The organism is Shewanella sp. 10N.286.52.E4 (genome assembly GCF_041468785.1).
GTDB lineage: Bacteria > Pseudomonadota > Gammaproteobacteria > Enterobacterales > Shewanellaceae > Shewanella > Shewanella electrodiphila.
Map to the genome: position 1 here is coordinate 1 of NZ_JBFRJJ010000044.1, position 23,228 is coordinate 23,228.

Here is a 23,228-nt window from a genome sequence, read left to right on the forward strand (position 1 = left end):
CCATTCTGCCATCGCGCCGTATAGATAATGATTGGAGCGACATATCGGGTTCGAACCGATGACCTATACCTTGGCAAGGTATCGCTCTACCAACTGAGCTAATGTCGCATCTTTATGCTTAATTAATTCACTTAACAAGGTATCGTCTGATACAAAGCCAACTAAGCTAATCTTGCAATCATTTGCCTATCTTCGCAGATTAGGCCTCGATGTCATCAAGTTGCAACCTTTCGGTTATACGCTGAAGCATCACTGTCTACGGGGGTGCATTCTACCGATTTCAGTGTCGGTGTCAATTGCTGTTTTCAATAAAAATGACTGAATGCGCACTAAATAAACTCATTGAACTTTTATTGCACTACTCGGCAGTTAAGTCTTTCCAAGCTGCTGAAATATAACTCATCATTGACCAGAAAGTCAGCACTGCAGCAATATAGAATAGACCATAAGACACATTGGTCAAAAATTCATTCGGTTGCCAAATCAAACCTACTATCGCCACCATTTGTGCTGCGGTTTTATATTTGCCAATCCATGATACGGCGACAACCCCACGTTTACCTATTTCAGCCATCCATTCACGTAGCGCAGAAATGACGATTTCACGACCAATCATAAACAATGCAGCTAGAGTCAGGTAAATATTATCATTTTGCTGAACCAACAACACCAAAGCCGTAGTCACCATAATCTTGTCAGCAACGGGGTCTAAAAATGCGCCAAAACGCGTGGACTGTTTGAGTTTTCTTGCTGCATATCCATCTAATGCGTCTGTCACAGCCGCAAGCCAGAATATTAATGCCGACGCAAAAGGCGCCCAAGAATAAGGAAGATAAAAAACCACGACAAAAACCGGCAAAAGCAACAACCGGAATAATGTTAGCGCTATAGGTAAATTAAAAGGCATGAAAGAAACCAAATAGTCAGAAACAGCGCCAATCTTGCCTTAATTTTATCCCCCTCGCAATGCATCATGGATTGTTTGTGCCATTTCTAGGCTAATTCCGGGCACTTTTGTTAATTCTGCTACACTCGCCCCCTTTACTTCCTGTATTCCACCGAGATGTTGTAACAATAGTTTGCGACGTTTAGGGCCAACACCAGCAATTGATTCTAATGTCGAGGTGTTACGTGTCTTCTGTCGCTTATTCCTATGTCCTGTAATCGCAAATCGATGTGACTCATCACGTATGTGTAAAATTAAATGGAATGCAGGAGAGTCACTGGCAAGTTCAAAGGTTTGTTCATTGCCACCAAATACAAAGGTTTCTAAGCCGGCTTTGCGGCCTTCACCTTTTGTTACGCCAATTAGTAGAGGCGGCTTGTCTAAATGAACGCACTTTTCATCAACAATTTTTTGCGAAATACGTAGTTGACCAATACCGCCATCAATAAAGACGATATCAGGCACTTTGCCATTATTATCGATTTTATCGAATCGACGCTTTAATGCCTGCTCCATTGCCGCATAATCATCACCGCCGGTAATGCCATTGATGTTATAACGTCGGTAGTCAGCTTTGTGTGGGCCTTCTCGGTTGAATACCACACAAGAAGCCACGGTACTTTCGCCCATGGTATGACTGATATCAAAACATTCCATACGTGTAATTGGATGCCCTAACTCTAAGGCTTCTTCTAATAGCTGAAAACGTTGCTCAACCGTGTTTTTATGAGATAAACGGGTATTGACTGCATTTGTTGCATTAGTCAGTGCTAAGCGCAAGAAGTTAGCCCGCTCGCCTCGCACTTGAGTCTTAATTTCAAATTTACGATCTAACGCCTGTGAAATTGTACTTTCAAGTACTTTCTGTTCGCTAAAGGATTCGCTGATCAGCACTTCTTTCGGGATCGTTCTTTGAATGTCGGCATTTAAATAGAATTGGCCAATGAACGAGACTAACACTTCTTCAAGTTCAGTTTGTGGCGGCACTGTTGGGTAATAGCTACGGCTACCAAATATTTTACCATCTCGGATAAACAATAAGTGAAAACAGACGATACCAGAGGCGTAATGCACCCCTATGACATCCATATCGCCTTTGTGGTTCGATACCTCTTGCTGCTCCGCCACTCGTCTTAATGCAGTAATTTGGTCACGAAATTGCGCTGCTGACTCATATTCCATCTCATTAGCTGCAGTGTCCATTTTAGCCACTAACTCAGTGATCACTTGCTTATCTTTGCCTTTTAAAAACAAGCTAGCTAATTTAACTTGCTCGGTATAATCGTCATCAGAAATCCGCCCAACACAGGGAGCACTGCAACGTTCTAACTGATATTGCAAACACGGACGAGAGCGAGACTTATAATACAAGTCATCACACTGGCGAATAGGAAATAGCTTTTGCATCAAGTTTAAGCTTTCACGCACCGCCCCACCATTTGGGTAAGGTCCAAAATAATGACCTTTCTCTCGCTTAGGGCCGCGATGGTAAGCTAAACGCGGATGCTTGTGACCGCTAAGTAATATATAGGGATAAGATTTATCATCACGAAGCAATACATTGTATTTCGGCATGTATTGCTTGATGTAATCATTTTCAAGCAAAAGCGCATCGGTCTCGCTGTGAGTCAGGGTGACATCAATATTTGCAATACGGGCAACAAGCGCTTGTGTTTTTACATTAGGCAGGTTCGCCCGAAAATAAGATGACAGGCGTTTTTTAAGATCTTTAGCTTTACCGACATAAATGACCTCGCCTTTTTCATCGTACATACGATAAACACCTGGCGAAGATGAGACGGTTTTTAAAAACAATTTTGAATTAAAGCAAGCAGGCATCAACTATCCTAAAAATAGGCGTCAATACCTTTGTATGAACACCTAATGTCTAAAAAGAACTGGCATCGAGCATTTTGTAGCGAATAGCGAGACGGGTCAACTCAACATCGCCACCAATATCTAATTTGGCAAATAAACGATAGCGATAACTGTTCACTGTTTTTGGACTTAAGTTTAGCTTTTCTGAAATATCATTCACCTTCTCACCATTGGTGATCATCAGCATGATTTGCAGTTCTCGCTCAGATAAGCTGCTAAATGGATTTTCATCAGAATGACTAAATTGGCTCAACGCCATTTGCTGGGCAATTTCAGGGGATAAATAACGCTGTCCACGTGATACTTGCTGAATAGCACGTAATACTTCTGGCGAGGTCGAACCTTTGGTTAAATAACCTGACGCTCCTGCTTGCATTACTTTTGTAGGAAAAGGGTCTTCTGTTTGTACTGTAAGCACAATGATTTTAGCTTCTGGCTGATAGCGAAGTATTTTACGCGTGGCTTCTAATCCACCCATACCTGGCATATTCATGTCCATGAGAATGACATCGGCTTCGCTTTGTCGTGACCATTGTACAGCTGTTTCGCCGTCGGGCGCTTCGCCAACCACCTTAATACCCCGCTCGTCTTCTAACAAACGACGAATGCCGGTTCGTACTAATTCATGGTCATCAACTAAATATACTGAAATCAACTTCTATCCACCTTAAAAACACATTCATCCTGAACTTTATTCTTATGCTTACATGAGTAATTTAGCTTATTGCGCGACTGACTGAAAGAGAAATAAGCGTTTAAGCTTGTAGGAATGACTTAGTTAATGGTTTCTTTTGATAAAAGTGCCCAACAAATTTAATTATGATTAAAAAACAATCTTCTAACTTTATATGGCGTGATACGAATCAAACTATTTTTTATCACGAAATCAGCATAATCCACTAAAATACACGCTCAAAACTCAAATATAGAAATGTCAGTTTCAGATTACACATACCATCTGACTAACTAATAAAAAAACTTAATTGATTAAAAATTAGCAGCTTGCCCTCCATCAAGGAGTGAAATTAGTCCGTCATAAAAATAAAAAACCGCAATCGAATAATCAATTGCGGTTTACTATCTCATCTGATTTTAAGCTATCAATCCCATAGCTTAAAACCTTATACCCTAAAAACGATTGAAAACACCGTTCTATTATTCGTCGTTTTCTACGAAGTCATCAGAAAAATCTGTTTCCCAATATTTATAACCTTGAACAGTTGCCTGAGCAGCAGCTCCCATTAGGTTAACTTGATAGGTTTTTACGCCACTGACATCTACAGACTGATTAGCAGAAGCCTGGTCACCGCTATCTTCATATTTAGCACTGGCTTCAGCTTGTGCTTGGCCTTCATAGCCAGACTCTTTAAATCGTGTCATGGCATCGTTATCCATAAAGGCTTGAACAAAAGCCATTTGTTTCCATCCGATACCAGCACCGACTCCACCTGTAGCGAAGCGATAATATGAGTTTCGTCCATTTGCAGTCAGAACACACACTCCGCCGCCAGTAGATAAAGCAAATAAGTAGCTGTTACTGCCTGTACAAACAACATAGCCTACTGATTGCGCCACAGCAGTTTTAGCCCCACTATGTTCAGCATAAATTTCTTGCAACGCTGATTGAGTTTCTTTACGTGCATTGGCTTTTTTAGACTCTGGGTTATCACCTGTCGCACAGCCTGTTAGTAAAGCTGGCACCATCACTGCTGCTAAAAGTAATTTTTTACTGATTAAAGTCTTAGACATGTAAGTTTCCTCTGTCAAAGTGGATATAAATTGGCCTTTATTGGCAAGTTACACAGATATATCATTCACTCATCAATATGAGTGGGTAATGCTTTCAGAAATAAGCCACTTAGTGGGCCACTGTGTCACTTAACCGCTTCTGAATACGCTCTATAGGTTATGCGCTCAACTCGATATAGGGCTATTATAATTGAACACCACCACATTAGTTACCATTTTACGCCACAAGCAACTATGCTTAATTACTGTCTTTAAATTTAGCCTTTATTTGTAAAATTTCATCTAATTTATCGATAAATAACGGCACTAATTTAGGATCAAAATGACTGCCTGCTTCACGCTCGATTAGTGCAAGAGCGTCTTCAACTGTCCAGGCTTTTTTATAGGGGCGTTCACTGGTAAGTGCGTCAAATACATCAGCAATGGCAACAATCCTGCCGTATAACGGAATACTTTCACCACTTAAGCCATTAGGGTAACCACTGCCATCCCATTTCTCATGGTGCGTCAGTGCCACTTCTTTAGCGATGGTCATTAACTCCGAATCTTTATCACCAAGGATTTCAGCACCAATTTCACAATGCTTCTTCATCTCTTCAAACTCTTCAAATTCAAGCTTGCCTGGTTTCTTTAAAATGGCGTCTGAGATACCAATTTTACCCACATCATGCATGGGCGCTGCATTCATCAATACTTCGGCATCTGTTTCATTGATCCCAGCAGCAAGCGCTAAAACATGAGTGTAATAACTCATGCGGATAACATGCATCCCTGTTTCATTATCTTTATATTCAGCTGCACGCCCCAAGCGACGAATAACATTCAATTGGTTTTGGGCAATTTCCGCAGTTTTTTGCTGTACTTTAATGGCAAGTAATCTGTTTTGATCGGTTAAAGCGAGTTGGGTATGAACACGTCGTTGCACAATAGGTGGATTGAATGGTTTAGTAATATAATCAGCAGCGCCTAACTCTAAGCCTTTTAACTCATCGGCAGCAGAGATTTTAGCCGTCACAAATATGACTGGGATATGACGAGTTCTTTCGTCTAGTTTTAACTGTCTACACACTTCAAAACCATCGATACCTGGCATCATAATATCTAATAAGATTAAATCCAGCTTGATACTACGGGCAATTTTTAACGCTAGCTCACCATTTTTAGCAATCTTAATATGATATTCAGACTTTAAAACACCAGCTAAAACATCAATGTTCTCAGGAGTATCATCCACGACTAAAATAGTCTGCTTTTCCATCGGTATTCCTTATCGTTGCTGAGCTTACTCGCATATTTGCGTAACGTATTTAATCAGAATTAATTAAGCGCCTTTAATTGCTCAATCATTTGCTTAGCTATTTCCATCGCGGTGTCCAGTTCATACTCGCTTAATTGTTTTTCAAGTAGCTTATAGTTATGTATTAATGGATCTACATTCAAACATTCGCCATGGGTGTCGAGGTATTCCGTGGCCTCCATGTCGAAACTTTCTAACATAGTCACTAATACTTCTAACGTTCTGATTGCTAATGGCTTATCTAATAATAGCTGAGTTTGTTGAATTTGTTCTTTTGGCGTCAGCAAGGTGATCTCTTCGCAAACGTGTGTTAGTTCAGCACCTACTTCAGACAATAGGTTAAGGTCACTTTCAGTTAATCCGTGCTCAAGTTGCGCAGCTAATTCAGCTAACTTCTCAGCACCGATGCTGCCCGCAACGCCTTTAAGGGTATGCACTAAACGTGCTGCCAATGACTCATCGTTAACAGCTGTTGCACGTGAAAACGCGCCAACAAATCCTGACTGACCGCTAACAAATTTAACCAATAATTTAAGGTATAACCCTTCATTACCTTGGGTGCGCATTAACCCCAGAGCTTTATTGATATGAACAGTATTGATAAATGTCCCGTTCTGAGCTTCACTGCGTCCTCCATCAGCGCTGATATTGTCAACTCGCGAAGATGTAGTATTAGATGTGTCAGCAGGAGTGGCCACTGGCGTTATTGGCTTGGCAGGTGTTATCCACTTTGCCATCGTAATAAACATCGCCTCGACATCAATCGGTTTTGGAATATGGTCATTCATGCCAGCATTTAACGCTTTCTCTCGGTCTCCCGCCATCGCATTCGCCGTCATCGCTAAAATTGGCAAATCGCTATTTTCTGGTATGCCACGTAATACTGATGTAGCGGTATATCCATCCATAACTGGCATTTGGCAGTCCATAAGAACGCCATCAAAATGTTCAAGGGCAAGCTTCTCTATTGCTTCCTGTCCATTATTAGCAATCGTTGTCTGAATATGTTTACTGTTAAGTAACTCTTCAACCAACTCTTGATTTAAATCATTATCTTCTGCAATCAAAATGTTTGCGCCAGCTAATTTGACTAACGCCTTGGAGAGTTCCGATTCATCACGTAAATGACTCAATGGATTGATAGACTCAGACATCACAAAAGACAGCGCTTTCATCAAACTCGATTGCGTCTGGGGCTTAGTTAAAATACTGTCAAAATGTACATCCGCTGCGCTAAAGAGTAAGTCCTCTTTGCCGTATGCAGTTATCATAATGAGCTTTGGTTTACGGTTAGCAGGGAGCTTGCCAATAAATCGAGCAACGTCAACACCAGTAACGTCAGGCATTTGCCAGTCAACAATAGCAACATCAGGACTGTCACCTTCCGCTAGAATATCTATCGCTTGTTGACCTCGTTCCAGCGCGTTAACTTTCATTCCGATACGACTGAGTAAATTCGATAAGATCTCTCTTGCGACCTGGTTATCATCAACCAGTAATACACTTTTGCCTTTAAGATCAGTTATATCTTCGTGATATATAGTCGAAGACGTAATTGGGCTTAAATCAAATGGTAAGTTGAAACTAAAGGTACTGCCCACGCCAGGTTCACTGGTTAAGCTAATTTGACCACCCATTAACTCTGCAAGGTTTTTACAAATCGCTAGGCCTAATCCCGTACCACCGTACTTACGAGTCGTTGAGGCGTCAGCTTGTAAGAACGCATTAAATAGTCGAGACTGCTGCTCCTCTGTCATACCTATTCCAGAGTCCGTCACTGAGAACGTAATGAACGCTTGCTCTGTGGTCAGTTTATCCAGTTTGACAGAAATGATGATGTTGCCTTTTTCGGTAAATTTAACCGCATTATTGGCTAAATTTATCAATACCTGACTAACTCGAAGTGAATCACCGAGTAAATTTTCAGGTATGGCATCGTCAATATCAAACAGCAGTTCAAGCCCTTTTTCGGACACCTTTATGCCAATTAGATTACTGACATTATTGAGCAGTTCATCAATACTGATGTCTATATTTTCAATATCTAACTTGCCCGCTTCAATTTTTGAAAAGTCGAGAATGTCATTAATAATCCCTAATAATGATTGCGCGGAAGCATTGGTTTTTTCGATATAGTTACGTTGCTGACGATTAAGGTCTGTTTCTAAGGCAAGATGAGACATGCCGATAATGGCATTCATTGGAGTGCGTATTTCATGACTCATATTGGCTAAAAAGTCACCTTTAGCCTTATTGGCACTATCAGCTTCTGAGATGGCTTTTGCTAGTTCACGTTCTAACTCTTTCGCCGCGTTCACATTGATATGAACACCACTGATCCGTTCCGGGGTGCCATCTTCGCGATACTGATAGGTTTGGCCAATGCTAAGGATCCAATCATAACCGCCATCTTTTCGCAGCATTCTGAATTCTTGGCGTAAAACTTTATTCTCACCTGTTGAAGCGGTCAACTGTTCATTGAGGAGCTCAGCTTTATCGTCAGGGTGGATCATATTGGCAAATGTTTCAGCCCCATTGATAAGAGCAGACCATTTATCTGCGTTGATACATATATCAAGGCGGTCATAACCTAACATTTGATTGTACATTCGATTAACGACAACGCGGTTCTCATGGGGGTAGAAATCCCACATGCCCATTTGCGCACTTTTGGCGGCCACTTCGAGTTTTTCTTCCGAATCAAGCAATAAGTTTTCGGCTAACTTTTGTTCAGTGACATCAAATATAGTGCCATCAAAGTGGCCTTCGCCGTGATTCTCTCCTGCTTCAAATTGCGCCATAATTTGCACATATCGCAACTCACCGAATCGATTCAGAATGCGCATGTCTACAAGCACTTTTTCGCGATTTAATACGGCATTACGCACAACTTGAAAAAACTTATCCCCGTCACCACCAATAGCTAAATCAACAAACCGTCTTGAGGCACTTTTACCAATAAAATCACTTACAGGATAACCAGTAATATGCTCAAAATTAGGGCTTATATAGAATATAGTGAAATTATTAGTGTCTATATCAACATAATTACACCGAAATACAGCCCCCTGTATGTTCTCTACCAAGGTTTGATATTGTTGCTGATTTTTCAACATTTCAGCTCTAACAATTTCTTGATCGTTAATATCAAGCAGTGACAAGCGAATTTCAGTTAACTTGCCCTCTTCTGTAAACTCTGTGCGCACGGTTAACGAAACTGCCAATACTTTTCCTGATTGAGAGATTAAATCTAGTCGAGCATCAGAAGTATCAATACCTTTTATTGCAGCATCAAAAATCTGCTGACCTTCACCATCTTTGGCCCCTAACACATCATGCCAAGTTAAATCGGTAAAAGCGGTTCGGTCATAGCCAGTAATATCAGCAAATTGTTTATTATGTTTAGTAAATTTACCGTTAATATCTAAAGTGGCATAGGCCACTGCAGAGTTCTCGTATAAATCCCATAATCGATGCTCACGCTCTTGCAAATCTTTGGTGCGAATGGATATGGTTTTTTCTAACCTTTCATTACTCACTTGTAATCGAAGCAGCACGTGGCGACTCAGCCATAAAGTCGCCAAGGTAATTAAGATGCAGGACACAGCAATAACGCTTATCAGGATAAGAATAATCGCTTTAAAGTACTGATAATTACTGCTTGCTTCTTTAATAGACATTTCAGTGACAATGCCAAAACCATAACGGTTATCCCATTTCCAAGCGCCAATGACATCAACGCCTAAATAGTTTCTATAACGCTCGTTACTATTGCCATTCAACTGTAGAGTTACCTGCTTAGCGGCATAGGTCAGTGTCTTATCATCATGATTTTCATCTGCTGGTGACGCTAAGGTCAATTTTTTTAAGGGGTCTGTGACGCGAAAGTTTAATACTGACAATTGGCCTTGTTCAAGCAAGCCAAGGGGAACTAAGTCTTCCTCAAAACGGCTATGAGATAACATTCGGCCTTTAGAATCGACAAAATAAGATTCGCCCGTCTCCCCTACTATAGCGCTCTGAGTAAGTGTAGAAAACTCTAAATAAGGGTCAATTCTTAAAGCTAGTACTGCGCTGATAGAGCCATCATCTTGGGCAATAGGACTGAGTACAAACATGGTAGGTGTATCTTCACGCTCAACTCCATACGGGTTTTTTAATATAATGTCTGAACGCATTGGCGGTGTAATTACGATATTTCCGCTGACAGCTTCGGCAAACAAATTAGGATGTTCGCGCTTAACAATATTAGTTACGCCAAGGTTGCTATCTCGACTTGAAGCAATATTGTCTCCTTCTAGCGTGATGATAAAAAAACCTAACGAGCCAAAAGACAAGCTATAACGATTATAAGCATCACGAGACCATTGGAGGTGCTCGCTATCCAACAATAATTCGGAATCGGTACCAATTTTTATAAGTTCCTTTGTTCGTAATTGCAGCAAAGGATTTGTAGCAACCGTTCTGACTCTGTCTTCCCAGCCTTTAACCCAAGATGACAACGCGGCATCTGTCGTCAAGGCAACTGACTTTAATGCAAGTCCACTCCTTTGCAAATCTTGTTTATAAGCCACATTTAGCCCAATCGCAGAAATAGAGGATATCAATGCTAGAAAACAGAACACAATAGAACCGATATAAACTCGATTACGACCATTTTCAAAAAAACGAGAAATATCTTCATTCGCTTCAGAACGTAATCGAACGAATAACCAGAACAAGTAAAACAAGAGTCCCAGTGACAAAAATAATAACGTGCTATTCATATCCATCTGCAATCCTAAACCTGCTCATTCGACTTAACCCTATAAAATAAAATCAACTTGGTTAATGCGGTAAAAAAACTGAAATATTAGTGGTATTGTTTTCATCATCGACGCTCAGCGACACTTTACCTCGCTGAGCTTCTGCAAGGAGTTTAGCTGAGTAAGTACCTATGCCTGTGCCATTATCCTTTCCAGCTGAGGTATATTTTTGCCAAAAGGTGTCACGGATCTCTTTATCAACAACACCAAGGTTTTGAATGCTTATTCGCAGCATAGGTGTAGCGTTATCTTCATCTTCTGAGCGAGATAGAGAAATTGATACTCGAGTTTTATTTGGCGCAGCCTCGCAGGCATTTTTAAGCAAGTTAAATAACATCGAATAACTGAGGCTCTCATCCCCCATCACTTGATAATCTTCATCACCATTTTCTTCGCAATCTAGGTATATCAGTAGATGTTTTACTTGGAAGGTTTTCTTCAACACTGCAATCATTTTTTGCAGCAAGTTGATGATTGAAAATGGCTTTGCCTGCAAGTTAAATCGACCGGTTTCAATCTTGTAAAGCTCACTAGACATATTGATCATATTCAGTAATTGAAATGACATGTCTTCAGCAATATCAGCATTTTCATGGTTGCTTTTAGAAATATGGGGGTCATGTTTGATTTGCTCTATCAGTGCCATCAATCCAGCTATTGGACCTTTTAAATCATGCTGTAACACCTGTTGAACCTCTTGTTTCAACTTTTCGGTGGCCACCATATTGTCAAAGTCGGATTGCAGATTCTTATGCATCTGCACATAAGCCATGAGGTTTCTAACCCTCAATCTTAATAACTCTGGTTGTATCGGCTTACTAATAAAATCTACAGCGCCACCATCAAGTCCTTGCACTTGATACTTATCTTCTGTCAGTGCTGTTACAAAGATAACAGGAGTATGGGTGGATTGAGGGTGCTCACGAAGCCGTTTTAATACTTCGAAGCCGTCCATCTCTGGCATCATAATATCTAGTAAAATTAAATCAGGCGGATTATCAGATTGAGCAATCTCAATGGCTTTTTGACCATTTTTTGCCAGTTTAACTTGATAGTCATCTTTTAGTAGGCCGCCAATTAAAGTGAGGTTTTCAGTGGTATCGTCCACCACCAACACTGAAGACTTTTTGATTTTATTTGTCGGTGAGATGTCTTGTAGATGCTCATCTTGTTGTAAGCTGTCTAGCGGATTAGCAACTAACTCTTTTGCAGTAATTGAAGAAACTTTATTACTGATTTGACCTTGTAAGCATTGCAACACTCTTTGCTGCAAGGTAGCAGTAGTAAAAGGTTTAATCACAAGATCAGTAACCCCTTTACTAATGGCGGCGCTAACCCTTTCTCTTGCAGCTTCGGCCGTTATCATTAAAAAAGGCAGGTGTTGCCACTTAGGAGTCTGCCTTACTTCACAGAGCAATTCGATACCTGTCATCACCGGCATATTCCAATCAGAAATGATCAGGTCGATATGATAGTTTTGCAGTATTTTTAGTGCCTTGGCACCATTCTCTGCTTGATAAACATGACCAATACCAAAACGTTTGAGCTGATCGGAGCTGATTTTTCGGATGGCATCCATATCATCAACAATTAACACATTTTTCTTTGATAACTCCATGTGACCTCTTCTAAGCAGATTCAATCACTTTACTCAACGAAAGGTAAAGTTTGAGTCACTTATTATTCTTTTTCATTCTGAGACATTTTGGCACCCACTAAACTTGCAACAATAATCGCCATATAGAACTGGCCAAATATGGCTTCAAAGAATGCAAAAAAACGGGCTATTGGTATTGCAGGGGTTATCTCTCCATACCCCACGGTAGAAAGCGTGATATAGCTGTAATAAATCACCAAAGATAAATTATCAGTCCACTTTTTCACTTCTACGCCATTAAAGGCGACACCAAATATTTCAATAATCAGTAGGTAAATAAATGCCCAAATAAGCCCTAAAAGTAAAAATATACAGATAGAGCCAATAATTTGGTTTGATGAAATTTTGCCGCTAAAAATAACTTGTTTGGCCGCGCGCCAAGTTGCTGCAATTAAGAAAGATAATATGGTGAGTAAACCAAGAATATCGAGGTTTAATAATTCAAAAACTGAACCAATGCTGGCAAATAATAAGGTTGTTATCATTAAGCCAAAAGTTGAGCGTATCCATTTTTTGTTGGCGCCTAAGCCAATAACTGAAATGGATAAACTCATTACCGTTGTAGCAACAACGATCATTTGCCCCGAATCAAAAAACTGCTCGACTAGTGCCGCACTTAATAACACTAAAACTAAAGACCCCAGTAAATAACTAAAGTTGTCTTCTTGCGACATAGGGGTACCCATCAACTATTATCCTTCGGTTTTTTCAATTTCTGGAAGTAATGCTTCAGTATCCACTTCGGCAGTTTCGACCACTAACCATGCAGTAAATAACTTGTAACTCAATGCCAGTACAACAGCACCAACAAACAAGCCAACAATCCCTGACAAAATCATTCCGCCAATGGCACCTAATAAGATGACTAACATTGGAATATCAACACCACGCCCCATGAGCATAGGTTTCAAGAAGGCATCACTTGCGCTCACAAGAATACTCCAAATCATAAACAGAATTGCCGTTGTTGAAGACTCAACACTGAATACATAAGCAATGATAGGACCTAAAATTAAAATTGGCGGCAATTGAATAATGGCTAAAATAAGTACCATAAGCATCCAGATCCCAGTACCAGGGACACCTGCTAGCCCTAAGCCCACTCCCGCGAGAATAGATTGAATAAAGGCAACACCAATGACCCCTTGCACCACACTTCTGACTGTCGCAACAGCAAGAGCTGAAAACTCTTCGCCGTGTTCTCCAGCAAGGCGCACTGACACTTTGTGGAACATTTGATTTGAGCCTTCAGCTTTGCCCATAAATACGCCAGCAATAATAATGGATATTAAAAACTGTAATACGGTCATGCCAAAGCTACCAAAAGCACCCGCGGCCTTGGTTGAAAAAGCTTTTATCTCGTCAGCATAGGTTTTTACCAGCATCTCAATATCTGAATTGGCAGAAGACCAAAAGTTATATAACTTGTCACCGATTAACGGTAAGTCTGCGACAGACTCTTTTGGCGCTGGGATCTCCAAAGTGCCATCATGCACTTCAGCGACAAAATCTTGTGTACTTGACACTATTGCGCCAGAAAACAGTACTGTGGGTGCAATTAAAGAAGCTAAACATAGCAGCGTGATTAATAAACTAGACTTAGCCACTGTCAGTTTAAGCTTGCGGCTAATAAGCTTAACGACTGGATATAAGGCAATCGCAATAATACCGCCCCACAGAATAGGCATAATAAAAGGCTGAACAATTTTAAAACACCACACCACCATGATAAAAATTAGTACAATTTTTATCGCGGCATCTACAGCTGCATGAGTAAACTCTGCAGAGGTCGAAATTGGTTTATCACTCATATATGTCTATCCCTGGTTTAGTGTCATTCCATTTAAAAGTAAATTTAACAACTCAAGATGTCAGCACTGCGTTGCTAAGCTATTTAAACAAAAGTAATTTCGAAACAATTCTGATTAAAAATATAGCGCAACTGAGGCAATAAAACATCCGCAACAACACAAAAACATTTCATTATCCATCAGTAGTTTAATAAAAGAACATTAAAATCTGCATATGTGTATTTTTACGATATAAAACGATGAGTTAATCCACTTAATTAAAGCGTTTAAATAAGGCGCCTTAGATCGCTATTGATCTATTGAGATGTTTTGACGAAACACTCTAGGAGAGTGCCCAGACATTCGCTTAAATGCCCTTGAGAAGTGAGCGACATCAGAATAACCTAATGTCGCAGAGATTTGAGTCACAGAAATGGCACCATCAGACAGCATTTCTTTTGCCTGTTTAAAACAGATGCCATCTACCATTTGCCTGTAACTCATTCCTTCTTCGCTTAATCTTCTTTGAAGTGTGCGGACACTGAGCCCAAGTAAATCGGCAGCCGTTGTAACGGGAATGCGCCCCAAAGACAAATAAGGCAATAAAGCAAATTGCAGGCTTTCAACAAAACCTTTAGGGCCTTCAACAACCGGGCTCATCACCTGTTGCCAGCCATTTTTCAGTTTCACTTTTCCAGCAAGTACCGAGTCAGAAATGCTCAATGCGGTAACTTGCCTACCATAAAACACCTGTGGCTGATTAAGTTTAAGGACGTTGAGGTAATCGACTTCAGTTGCTGACTGCAAAGCAATATCAGCAGGTTGCCATTGAGCCTGAGTGAGTGAACGTACAAGCTCCACCATCATGGTAAGCGCAAATTGCTCAGCCACACTACTTTCAATAGGATCATTTTTTAAGCGATGCCTAACAAACCAGACTTTACCCAAGCCTGTTTTAAGATGAACATTGGTTTGCTTTGACTCTAAATTAACCACATGGGTAAAATCGACAATAGCTTGTTTAACAGTGCCATTCAGCGTGATCTTAGCTAAGTGCTGAGGAACAAAAATAGTGCGAGCGACTTGAAATAACCACTCAGAAAAGCGCTTACTGCCAAGTTTAGCAGAGATTAATTTAAGTAAATTGAGTACAGCTTGTTCAGAAACATAATCATGATTAGAAGTTAATAAACTAGCAGGTAAACCAGCTTGCTCAATGAGTGGATAGACATTGTTATCAAAGTCTTTAAGTCTAGCGACAAAGGGCGCAATATACTCAGCTCTTAATAGCGGAATAAAAGCGCCTTCTAATCCCGCATCGACAGCAGCGATTGAAGTCTCAACTTTGTTTGAGCTCATAACGCCTGTTGAAGAGGTAAGCTTTTTAGCATGACGTTTTGACTGCACTTTTATGACCTCTCACTTAGCTGCGTTTACAACAAGGTTAAGCTTCCTTATTTCCATATTTATTTACTTATACAGCGCTTCTTTTAGTCAAAAACTTCCAATTACGAGTTTCTAAAAAGAAAGATGCAACAACCATATAAACTCCCACCATAAACAATTGCGCTATACGAATATAAAAGTTTGTCGCAACATCCGCATCGGTGGAGGATGCAGTCGAACCAACGACCACAAGCAACGCAGAAAATATACCGGCAAAGATAGGCGCTTTAGCGGGGTCGGAATATATTTTTTGACTGAAAAAAAGTGCGCATATCATCGCTAAGCCAACATAAAAAACTAACTCAGGCACGATAACAAGCAAGTTATAAAACACCACTGCCAATGCACCGCCAATGCCATTAGTTATCAATAAAAATAGGCTGACTTTTACACTTTTACTTCCAGCTGATTGCAACGATAAAATCGCAATAAAAATCATCGTTAACAGTGCACCTGTGATTTCAAAAAAATAGAAAAAGGTGATAACTGGAAATGCGATGATTAACGCCCTAACAGACTCATAAAGGCGTTGGTCATTGGTCAAACCTGCGGCAATATGCGTTTCACGATTGGGAGATAAATCAGGTAATAAAATATGCAGCAGAGTAAAAATCAATACCGACACTACACCAGAAAAACTCAACCCGACTCCAACAACAATCGCTGCACCTGGGTGCAATATACCTAAGTAAGGTAAAACCAAAGTTGAAACAATCAAAATAGTGGCAAAGAAATTCCACTTAGGATCAGAAAATAAGTAGTAAGCCCACAGCATCAATAACGCTAATAAAGGTAGCAAGACTAATGGATACTGCACCGGCCCAAAACTGACCAACCAAGCAATGGCAATCGTGACCACCATTGATATTAATAATTCATAGACTGTTTGTACCGTAGGCTCGGTTCTATCCACTAAAAACTTAGCCACAAGCACGGGAACAATAAAAGCCAGTTGCCAAGCAAATATCGCTGAAATAGTCACAGCTAAACCGATACCCAGAGTGAAGCGAAGCACTCGACGTGTAAAAATCGCTTCTTCTAGGACAGGATCAATTGTAGCTGCTGTACTATCTGACATAAGAGAACCAACTGACTAGACGGATCCAAAATTTGCCAAATAAATTCATCATTGAGCTTTCTTGGGTATATACCATTACATCAACTTGACCACCAACACGACGTAGCCCTTTGGCTTCATCTTCATCAAATACAATGGTCACAGGAAAACGTTGTGATTGTCTTAACCAGCCTGTTTGCCCTGTAGTTTGTGCAAGTTTACCTGTTTGTTCGTTCTGGCCCCAATCAACACCATAGTCAATATATGCCACTTTACCGCTAAATATTTTTCCTGGCGCATAGTCGAGTGCAAACTCAACTTTGTCGCCTGTTTTCATGTTACCTAGACTGTTTTCTCTGAAGTTGGCTTCAATCCACACATCTTCTGAAGATATAAAGGTCATCACAGGTTGACCAGCACTGGCATAAAACCCTTCTTTTAAACGAAAATTAGAAGCCACGCCATTGGTTGGCGCTTTGATTTGTGTTCGTGCAAGGTTAAGTTCTGCTTGCTCAAGTGCCAGTAACGCTGATTTGACTGCGGTATTATTTTCACCTTCTGAACCTAAACGTTCTTCTGCTTTAGCAAGGTCAGCATTTGCGGCAGCAACGCCTGCCTCTGCGCTAGCTAATTCAGCTCGGGCATTATCGGCATCCGCTTTTGACATGACATTTTGTTCAACCATGGTAAAAATACGTTTGGACTGAACTTTCGCATTTGTTAGGTTGGCCTCAGCATTAGCAACCTTGGCTTTTGCGGCTGTCACATTAGCCGTTAACGCCCCCATATTTTGCCCCGCTTGAGTCACATTTTGCTCAGCGGTATAAAGTGCAATTTCGTAATCCCTTGGGTTAATCCGTGCGAGAACTTGTCCTTCTAAAATGAGGGTATTTGGCGTTGTCAGAATTTCAATCACTTCACCGGAAACTTGCGGCGTAATCGGTACCACATAGCCACGCATACGCCCTAAATCGGTTGAAGGAATATAACGGTCTGCAAAAAGATGAAACACAAACAAAAAAGCAACCACAAGAAGGATCATGTTAGTCACTTTTCTAATCTTTTGATTTTTGGCTTTTTCAGCAGGCGTATCGGCCTCGGGAGCATTGTCGACTTGAGGCTGAGCTTCTTCTGCCTTAACAGCCACCTCAGTTGAAGAAACTTCTTTATTCTTATCAGTCATAACCTTCCCTTGAATCCATGCATTGAACGCAGCTAAATAACGTGACTAGCTCATCAAAATGTTAACAACAAATTGGTGAGTTGTTACTGTTAATGCAGTATAGAATTATTTCGATGTAGAACTCAAATATAACCATAAAATTAGCCAGTTATATTCATTGTCAATTGAGCTAATATGTTTCGATAGTTGCGAAATGAATCAATAGCAATGTTAAGAAAGGTGATGACAAATCAGGGATACTCTTTATTAAGCAGCAAAATTAAGCAGCAAACTCCTTTAATGCTTGCATGGCCAATGACGCTTTATCAGCTGGTACAAATATATGGTCATGATAGTAAGCCGCGATGACATTAGCGCTAATGCCATAATCCGTTAACTTGTGAGAAATTGCTGCTGTTAAGCCCACGGCCTCAAGGCTCGAATGTACGGTTAACGTAATTTGTTTAAACCGAACGTCAAATGCCAGATAACCCTGAATAGCAGCTTCTACGGTTAATACTAACGTTAAGCCCTCTTGTTCTTTAAAACAGCAAAGCGGTTCTAAATGTGCATAATCTGCAAGTTGTCCATTCACACTGCAAAACACAAACTCGCCTGCTTGTAACTCTGGCGACATGTCTGCCAGAAGTGATGATAATTCTGTAATGCCCGATGTCATTGCATTCCCCTTAATTTCATATAACACCTTTAATCTGGTAACCAACAAACTTTAATCAGCTAACCAACAACCTCTATGATTTATTATTGGCTGTAATGTCTAATCACAGACACTTTTCCGTTTTCAATTTCAAGCACTTCGAACGATGAATTATCGTGCTGAATTACTTTGCCATTATCTGGATGTGTTCCTTTAGAAACGGTATGAAACTCAATCATAATGACATTGTGACCAAAAGCTGAGTTAGTCAGTGTGGCGGAATACTCATCGTGTGACGCAAGGTAATAGGTCATTCCTTTGCGAAGTGCAGCTTTGCCATCTGGCTGACGGCTATCATCATCACTCCACGGTAAATGTTGATAACCAATATCATCGGTTAATAGCGATAAGTAGTTTTCTAAGTCTTGCTCGGTAGCATTTGGCTGTTGTGTCCCCTTCCAAGCCTCAAAGTAAAATTGGGTAAATGCAGCGTAATCAAAATCAGATTTTTGCTTCACTTCATCTGAAATAGTAGACAATGGCATCAATATTAATACTGATAAAAAGCCTAATAAGACTCGGGTTGAAATCCTTGTTTTCATAACACTTCCTTTTACGTTATTCACAAATGATTGCACTAGTGACTTAACTAGCGACTTAATACATAAGCAATCACTAATTAAATATGTAACCTACTGAATTAAAGTTCAAATCGCAACTCATCAGGTCATATTCATTTTTGATTTACAGCCAAAATCCAATTACATAGTCTTCTGATATTCAAACAACCAAAAAGGCTCATTAATATCAGGCTGCACTTCACCCACTTTGACATAGCCGAGTTTTTCATAGAAATGGTGATTTCGAAATGCTTTAAAGGGAGTAACCAGTGACCAACAAGTCACTCTTGGGTAGTGACTCTCAAGTTGTTTAACCACTTGAGAACCAATGCGCTTATCTTGAAAATCTGGCGCAATAAAGAAGTATTTTATTTCAATTTCTTGATGGCTTTTAATCACAGCAAGAATGCCACCAGCAACTTCATCACCATATTTAATCAGGTAGTAATGCCCCGCTTCCACACTTTGTAAATGCCACGCTGTTGACTCAATATGCGGAGGGAAACTGCCATATTGTTCAAAATCGGCTTGAAAAGCATCTACAGCTAAATTCTTTAACTGTAACGCATCTTCAGCACTTGCTAACACTAACCTTGATTCGGGCATGCTTTCACTCATTTATATAAGAGAAACTCAACGGCAGCGATCAAAAAAACAATTAACCTCAAAGACCGCAGACGGATAAGCCTCTTACGTTGCCAAAGCTAAGTGATAAAATCAATGTTTGTAGTGGTCAATACCGTTTATACATGGCTTATAAAGCGGGGAAATTTGAAATTAAATATCCCCGAGCCAAAAGATGACAACAGTTCAATATAAAGGGAGTAAAGAGAAAAACCAGAAGGAGTATAGAGGGTTTGTAATAGTCAATTAACCCCGTTCAACACTTGGGATAAGCACACAAATCCGCGCGGCCAGTCCTTATTTACTAGGAGATTTGTCTCGACATGTAAAAGAACCTATCTTCTTCTTTATCTACCTCAAAGTTATTCCTAATGTATAGATGATATGCAGGACTAATTTTAAGAACTCGTAACCTAAGTTGATTTACACCAGCTTTGATTGCTAACCGTTCACACTCTGCCAGGGCTGCTGCACCAATACCTTTATTTTGAAATGTTTCACTAACCTGTAGATCTCGGATATAACAGCCATCACTATCAAAGGCTAAACGAATTGCACCCACCACCGATCCGTTGAAAAGAATGTCCCAGTTTTCTAGGTCAACAATTTGCTCATGTATCGTAGACTGTTCCCAATTTACAGAATGGTGTTCATAGTATGAACGCATGTTTTTAAATGTAATATCTGCCGATGCATAAAGATCGGCTGTTGGTTGATATGAAATCATCAAAATCTCCTAATGCCGTAATAAGCCAACTAAAACAGCGGATTAACATGTGGAGAAAATCGCACCTTAAGCCACTGTTTCAGCTTAGTTAAACGACCTTTCCATGCTTTTAGGCTTATACGGAGTTAAGTTGGCTTTTCTTCTTTGACAAGCATGTCCATGAATTTTTTAAATCGCCTTTGTCTAGTCTCTGGTTTCTTCGCACTTGTTAAGCCGTAAGCGATAACATAGCGACTCGACTTATTGAGTGTTTCAAAAAACAATTTTGCCTTAGGCTGATTTTCCACAGCAGTTAAGAAATCTGCTGGGACTTCCATTTTACTCACTGTATAGGCATTCTCCCAACGACCATCCGCTTTCGCTGCATCAACATGCACAAGACCAGCTTCTTTCATTCGGTTTTCGCTTATTAAACGGTCAACATGTTCTGTGTTCCTTTTAGACCAGTTGCTTCGTACCGTCCTAGGAGTTATGCGCTGCAGATAAGCTTGCTCATCAATTGACTTTTTTATACCATCAATCCAGCCATAGCATAAAACCTCTATCACTACATCATTCCAAGTAACACTCTGGGTTCCAGAATTTTTCTTGAATATTTTTACCCATAATTCACTTTCTGTTGCATGATGCTCAGCGAGCCACTCACTGAGGTCATTTGATGTTACAAATGTCTTGATTCTCGACAAATCTGCTTCAGGCATCTAATTAGGTTCTCTTTGGCATAATATGCACTTAAACACCACTATACCCCATAAACTTTAGCCAAGAATTCCTCTCTGTTTTTAATTGTGCAGAAAGAAAACTATATGCCCATGCTCGATTAGTGTTATTGGTATCTGAAAAATTTAAGTCTTCGCAAACCGCATTTCTTATTAACTCATGTAGTGCTTTATTACCATTTTGGTAATACTTATCTAAAAGGATAAGTGCTAATTTCGTCTGTTCCAGTGAGCTTGAGTCAATCTGGTTCTGCGTAAATTGAACAAAGACATCTACCTCAAAAGAAAGTAAACCATCTTGCTGGTTGAATTTATCTGTAACTTCAGGAAAGAATTTTTTAACCTCGTTCAAAAATTCGCTTCGATGCAGATTACTCATGGTTCTACCTGTATATAACGTCCCAAACAGCGGCATAAATTGGTTTGCTATAATTGTGAGCAAAGCGAAACATAGCCAACAGTTACGTGTCCTTGTTTATTTTCGTGTTAGCTTCCGTTGAGCGAATAACTATTAGGGGGCAGGAACTGTTATTCCTGTATTTATTATTGCTTTATGGTTAGGTAAGTTAACAAAAATCCATTGTCTAAACTTATCTAACTTCAAGCTATTTTGTGTTCGACCGCTTTTACGAATATATGCCCAAACATACTCTTCCATAAAGCCTGCTTCATATATAATAACTAACTCATCTAAATATTTATCTGGTGTAACAGCTTTATTAGCTTTTAATTCTTGCCAGATTTGTGCTGTTTTTGACCGTGCAAAGAGCTCTCTTTTATACAGGTTAGGTTGTCCACTTTCCTCAAGCTCTATTGGCCAAGTTTTTAATGCCATTCCATAGAGCAGCCAGCCATGCATTGCATTCTTATCATTTAATATACTTTTACTGATAATTATTTGATCATTTCTAACATCTTTTTTAGAACTTCCAATTAATTTAGAGTACAGCTCTAATTCCTTAGTTCTCTCAGCACTTAATCTTGATATACACTCTAAGGAGTTGGAATCAGCAATATTACTTTTAATCCAATGTCCTTTTTTAGGTAAATCACTTTCAAATTCACAAACAGCATCCCTGTATCTAATCCATAGACGTTGAGCTTTTTTAAGTTTCTGAGTCTGATTTTTATTTAGAAATTTAACCGTATTCATATACGCTATATTTAACTGTTCATCGTGCTGAATAGCACTTTTAACAAGATCACCAGCAGAACAAAAAAACGGGGTTATTATTAATAAAAATGCTATTTTTCTAATTTGGTGCATCGACACATCCTTGTGAAGCTAACGCCTCGTTAAGAGGCAAATAATATGTTGGCTAAAATAAGCGACGCAGGAGCAAAAGCCAACTGTTATTTGTCCTGCTTTGACGGCTTGTTATAACGGACTTTACTCATACTCTTGTTGTTGAGGTAAGTTATCAGCTATGTCATGCCAAGCGGCTTTGCTACCAACATAAATATGACGAGTTGGTTTTACTTTAGGATCGGTGTCTAAGGTGCCAAATGGGAAACCTAAAATATCAGGGTACTCATCAAATTTAGTAAATAGGCTTGAACCACAATTAGAACAAAAACCTTTATGCTCACCAGGAGATGATTCGTAGAATTTTATAAGCTCTTCACCTTGAATCGTTTTCCAGCTTTCAGATGTGATTTTTGCTCTTGTTCTAAACGCCGAAGCATGTAATTTACGACACATACTACAATGACAATTCAGAACATCTTCGAATTCACCATCGATTTCATATTGAACTTGATTACACAAGCAACTTCCTTTGTTTATCACAATACTCTCCGTACGTTATAACGATCATAGTTCATGAGCCGTAGGTCTCATGTAACGGGTTGTTCTTTACTTCGGAGAGAGGAGGTTGTCGCTACTCAATCCGTGAGTTCATATTCCATGCCCTTGGGGCTTAATTGAAGCCCCCTGCGGCGTGAGGGAAGCATCGCTTCTTTACTTGAAGTCAATTGCAGGTCTCTTTAAAAGCTACGCTTTACGAGCCTTAGCAAGTGCCTTCAAGCTACCATAAAATAGGCGTTTCTTCCATCGCGTTTGGTTCTATCTACTCCCTCGGCTAGACTAAAAT

20 protein-coding genes and 1 tRNA gene are annotated in these 23,228 nt (G+C 39.9%); all 21 read right to left on the reverse strand.

What is annotated here, in order from left to right; genetic code table 11:
* Window positions 1-32: 32 nt before the first annotated feature.
* The 21 genes from AB4153_RS19315 to AB4153_RS19415 all read right to left on the reverse strand — a co-directional run bounded on the left by AB4153_RS19315 (window position 33) and on the right by AB4153_RS19415 (window position 22,903).
* A tRNA-Gly gene (locus AB4153_RS19315) sits at window positions 33-108 on the reverse strand.
* A 250-nt stretch (window positions 109-358) separates the two neighbouring features.
* Window positions 359-907 (reverse strand): CDP-diacylglycerol--glycerol-3-phosphate 3-phosphatidyltransferase, encoded by a 549-nt coding sequence (gene pgsA / locus AB4153_RS19320; protein ID WP_102527119.1) that lies wholly within the window; start codon window positions 905-907, stop codon window positions 359-361.
* A gap of 45 nt (window positions 908-952) precedes the next feature.
* Window positions 953-2,785: an excinuclease ABC subunit UvrC gene (uvrC, locus tag AB4153_RS19325; RefSeq protein WP_248956001.1), complete on the reverse strand. Its 1,833-nt coding sequence runs from the start codon at window positions 2,783-2,785 to the stop codon at window positions 953-955.
* A gap of 49 nt (window positions 2,786-2,834) precedes the next feature.
* Window positions 2,835-3,479 carry a UvrY/SirA/GacA family response regulator transcription factor gene (gene uvrY, locus AB4153_RS19330; RefSeq protein WP_102527121.1) on the reverse strand — a complete coding sequence of 215 codons (645 nt, stop codon included), beginning with the start codon at window positions 3,477-3,479 and terminating at the stop codon, window positions 2,835-2,837.
* A gap of 500 nt (window positions 3,480-3,979) precedes the next feature.
* Window positions 3,980-4,573 (reverse strand): hypothetical protein, encoded by a 594-nt coding sequence (locus AB4153_RS19335; RefSeq protein WP_102527122.1) that lies wholly within the window; start codon window positions 4,571-4,573, stop codon window positions 3,980-3,982.
* Window positions 4,574-4,811: 238 nt separating this feature from the next.
* The gene (locus AB4153_RS19340) at window positions 4,812-5,831 is read right to left on the reverse strand and encodes an HD-GYP domain-containing protein (protein WP_371998420.1); all 1,020 of its coding nucleotides are present in this window, start codon (window positions 5,829-5,831) and stop codon (window positions 4,812-4,814) included.
* Between the two features lie 59 nt (window positions 5,832-5,890).
* A complete protein-coding gene (locus AB4153_RS19345) occupies window positions 5,891-10,642 on the reverse strand; it encodes a response regulator (RefSeq protein WP_371998421.1) in 4,752 nt (1,583 codons plus the stop codon).
* Window positions 10,643-10,697: 55 nt separating this feature from the next.
* Window positions 10,698-12,293: a response regulator gene (locus AB4153_RS19350; RefSeq protein WP_371998422.1), complete on the reverse strand. Its 1,596-nt coding sequence runs from the start codon at window positions 12,291-12,293 to the stop codon at window positions 10,698-10,700.
* Between the two features lie 62 nt (window positions 12,294-12,355).
* Window positions 12,356-13,018: a potassium channel family protein gene (locus tag AB4153_RS19355; protein ID WP_102527126.1), complete on the reverse strand. Its 663-nt coding sequence runs from the start codon at window positions 13,016-13,018 to the stop codon at window positions 12,356-12,358.
* Between the two features lie 6 nt (window positions 13,019-13,024).
* Window positions 13,025-14,143, reverse strand: a complete 1,119-nt coding sequence (locus AB4153_RS19360; RefSeq protein WP_371998423.1) for an AI-2E family transporter — start codon at window positions 14,141-14,143, stop codon at window positions 13,025-13,027.
* Window positions 14,144-14,431: 288 nt separating this feature from the next.
* A complete protein-coding gene (locus tag AB4153_RS19365; RefSeq protein WP_102527128.1) occupies window positions 14,432-15,529 on the reverse strand; it encodes an AraC family transcriptional regulator in 1,098 nt (365 codons plus the stop codon).
* Between the two features lie 67 nt (window positions 15,530-15,596).
* A complete protein-coding gene (locus AB4153_RS19370; RefSeq protein WP_102527129.1) occupies window positions 15,597-16,646 on the reverse strand; it encodes a DUF2955 domain-containing protein in 1,050 nt (349 codons plus the stop codon).
* A complete protein-coding gene (locus AB4153_RS19375; RefSeq protein WP_303517463.1) occupies window positions 16,636-17,808 on the reverse strand; it encodes an HlyD family secretion protein in 1,173 nt (390 codons plus the stop codon). The genes AB4153_RS19370 and AB4153_RS19375 overlap by 11 nt, the downstream gene beginning before the upstream one ends.
* Window positions 17,809-18,067: 259 nt before the next feature.
* Window positions 18,068-18,466, reverse strand: a complete 399-nt coding sequence (locus AB4153_RS19380) for an ACT domain-containing protein (protein ID WP_371998424.1) — start codon at window positions 18,464-18,466, stop codon at window positions 18,068-18,070.
* Window positions 18,467-18,549: 83 nt separating this feature from the next.
* Window positions 18,550-19,047 (reverse strand): nuclear transport factor 2 family protein, encoded by a 498-nt coding sequence (locus AB4153_RS19385; RefSeq protein WP_371998425.1) that lies wholly within the window; start codon window positions 19,045-19,047, stop codon window positions 18,550-18,552.
* A gap of 159 nt (window positions 19,048-19,206) precedes the next feature.
* Window positions 19,207-19,671 (reverse strand): GNAT family N-acetyltransferase, encoded by a 465-nt coding sequence (locus tag AB4153_RS19390; protein WP_371998426.1) that lies wholly within the window; start codon window positions 19,669-19,671, stop codon window positions 19,207-19,209.
* A gap of 322 nt (window positions 19,672-19,993) precedes the next feature.
* Window positions 19,994-20,416: a GNAT family N-acetyltransferase gene (locus tag AB4153_RS19395; protein ID WP_371998427.1), complete on the reverse strand. Its 423-nt coding sequence runs from the start codon at window positions 20,414-20,416 to the stop codon at window positions 19,994-19,996.
* 125 nt (window positions 20,417-20,541) lie between these two features.
* Window positions 20,542-21,117 carry a YdeI family protein gene (locus AB4153_RS19400; protein WP_371998428.1) on the reverse strand — a complete coding sequence of 192 codons (576 nt, stop codon included), beginning with the start codon at window positions 21,115-21,117 and terminating at the stop codon, window positions 20,542-20,544.
* 31 nt (window positions 21,118-21,148) lie between these two features.
* Window positions 21,149-21,514 carry a hypothetical protein gene (locus tag AB4153_RS19405; RefSeq protein WP_371998429.1) on the reverse strand — a complete coding sequence of 122 codons (366 nt, stop codon included), beginning with the start codon at window positions 21,512-21,514 and terminating at the stop codon, window positions 21,149-21,151.
* 132 nt (window positions 21,515-21,646) lie between these two features.
* On the reverse strand, window positions 21,647-22,402 hold the full coding sequence (locus tag AB4153_RS19410) for a lysozyme inhibitor LprI family protein (RefSeq protein WP_371998430.1): 756 nt from the start codon (window positions 22,400-22,402) through the stop codon (window positions 21,647-21,649).
* Window positions 22,403-22,525: 123 nt separating this feature from the next.
* Window positions 22,526-22,903, reverse strand: a complete 378-nt coding sequence (locus tag AB4153_RS19415; RefSeq protein WP_303517486.1) for a GFA family protein — start codon at window positions 22,901-22,903, stop codon at window positions 22,526-22,528.
* Between the last annotated feature and the right edge of the window lie 325 nt (window positions 22,904-23,228).

Excerpts from the sequence above, each read along its gene's own strand:
- pgsA (WP_102527119.1), bottom strand. The coding sequence starts at position 907 with ATGCCTTTTAATTTACCTATAGCGCTAACATTATTCCGGTTGTTGCTT.
- uvrC (WP_248956001.1), bottom strand. The coding sequence starts at position 2,785 with ATGCCTGCTTGCTTTAATTCAAAATTGTTTTTAAAAACCGTCTCATCT.
- AB4153_RS19335 (WP_102527122.1), bottom strand. The coding sequence starts at position 4,573 with ATGTCTAAGACTTTAATCAGTAAAAAATTACTTTTAGCAGCAGTGATG.
- AB4153_RS19340 (WP_371998420.1), bottom strand. The coding sequence starts at position 5,831 with ATGGAAAAGCAGACTATTTTAGTCGTGGATGATACTCCTGAGAACATT.
- AB4153_RS19345 (WP_371998421.1), bottom strand. The coding sequence starts at position 10,642 with ATGGATATGAATAGCACGTTATTATTTTTGTCACTGGGACTCTTGTTT.
- AB4153_RS19350 (WP_371998422.1), bottom strand. The coding sequence starts at position 12,293 with ATGGAGTTATCAAAGAAAAATGTGTTAATTGTTGATGATATGGATGCC.
- AB4153_RS19355 (WP_102527126.1), bottom strand. The coding sequence starts at position 13,018 with ATGGGTACCCCTATGTCGCAAGAAGACAACTTTAGTTATTTACTGGGG.
- AB4153_RS19360 (WP_371998423.1), bottom strand. The coding sequence starts at position 14,143 with ATGAGTGATAAACCAATTTCGACCTCTGCAGAGTTTACTCATGCAGCT.
- AB4153_RS19370 (WP_102527129.1), bottom strand. The coding sequence starts at position 16,646 with ATGTCAGATAGTACAGCAGCTACAATTGATCCTGTCCTAGAAGAAGCG.
- AB4153_RS19375 (WP_303517463.1), bottom strand. The coding sequence starts at position 17,808 with ATGACTGATAAGAATAAAGAAGTTTCTTCAACTGAGGTGGCTGTTAAG.
- AB4153_RS19380 (WP_371998424.1), bottom strand. The coding sequence starts at position 18,466 with ATGACATCGGGCATTACAGAATTATCATCACTTCTGGCAGACATGTCG.
- AB4153_RS19385 (WP_371998425.1), bottom strand. The coding sequence starts at position 19,047 with ATGAAAACAAGGATTTCAACCCGAGTCTTATTAGGCTTTTTATCAGTA.
- AB4153_RS19390 (WP_371998426.1), bottom strand. The coding sequence starts at position 19,671 with ATGCCCGAATCAAGGTTAGTGTTAGCAAGTGCTGAAGATGCGTTACAG.
- AB4153_RS19395 (WP_371998427.1), bottom strand. The coding sequence starts at position 20,416 with ATGATTTCATATCAACCAACAGCCGATCTTTATGCATCGGCAGATATT.
- AB4153_RS19400 (WP_371998428.1), bottom strand. The coding sequence starts at position 21,117 with ATGCCTGAAGCAGATTTGTCGAGAATCAAGACATTTGTAACATCAAAT.
- AB4153_RS19405 (WP_371998429.1), bottom strand. The coding sequence starts at position 21,514 with ATGAGTAATCTGCATCGAAGCGAATTTTTGAACGAGGTTAAAAAATTC.
- AB4153_RS19410 (WP_371998430.1), bottom strand. The coding sequence starts at position 22,402 with ATGCACCAAATTAGAAAAATAGCATTTTTATTAATAATAACCCCGTTT.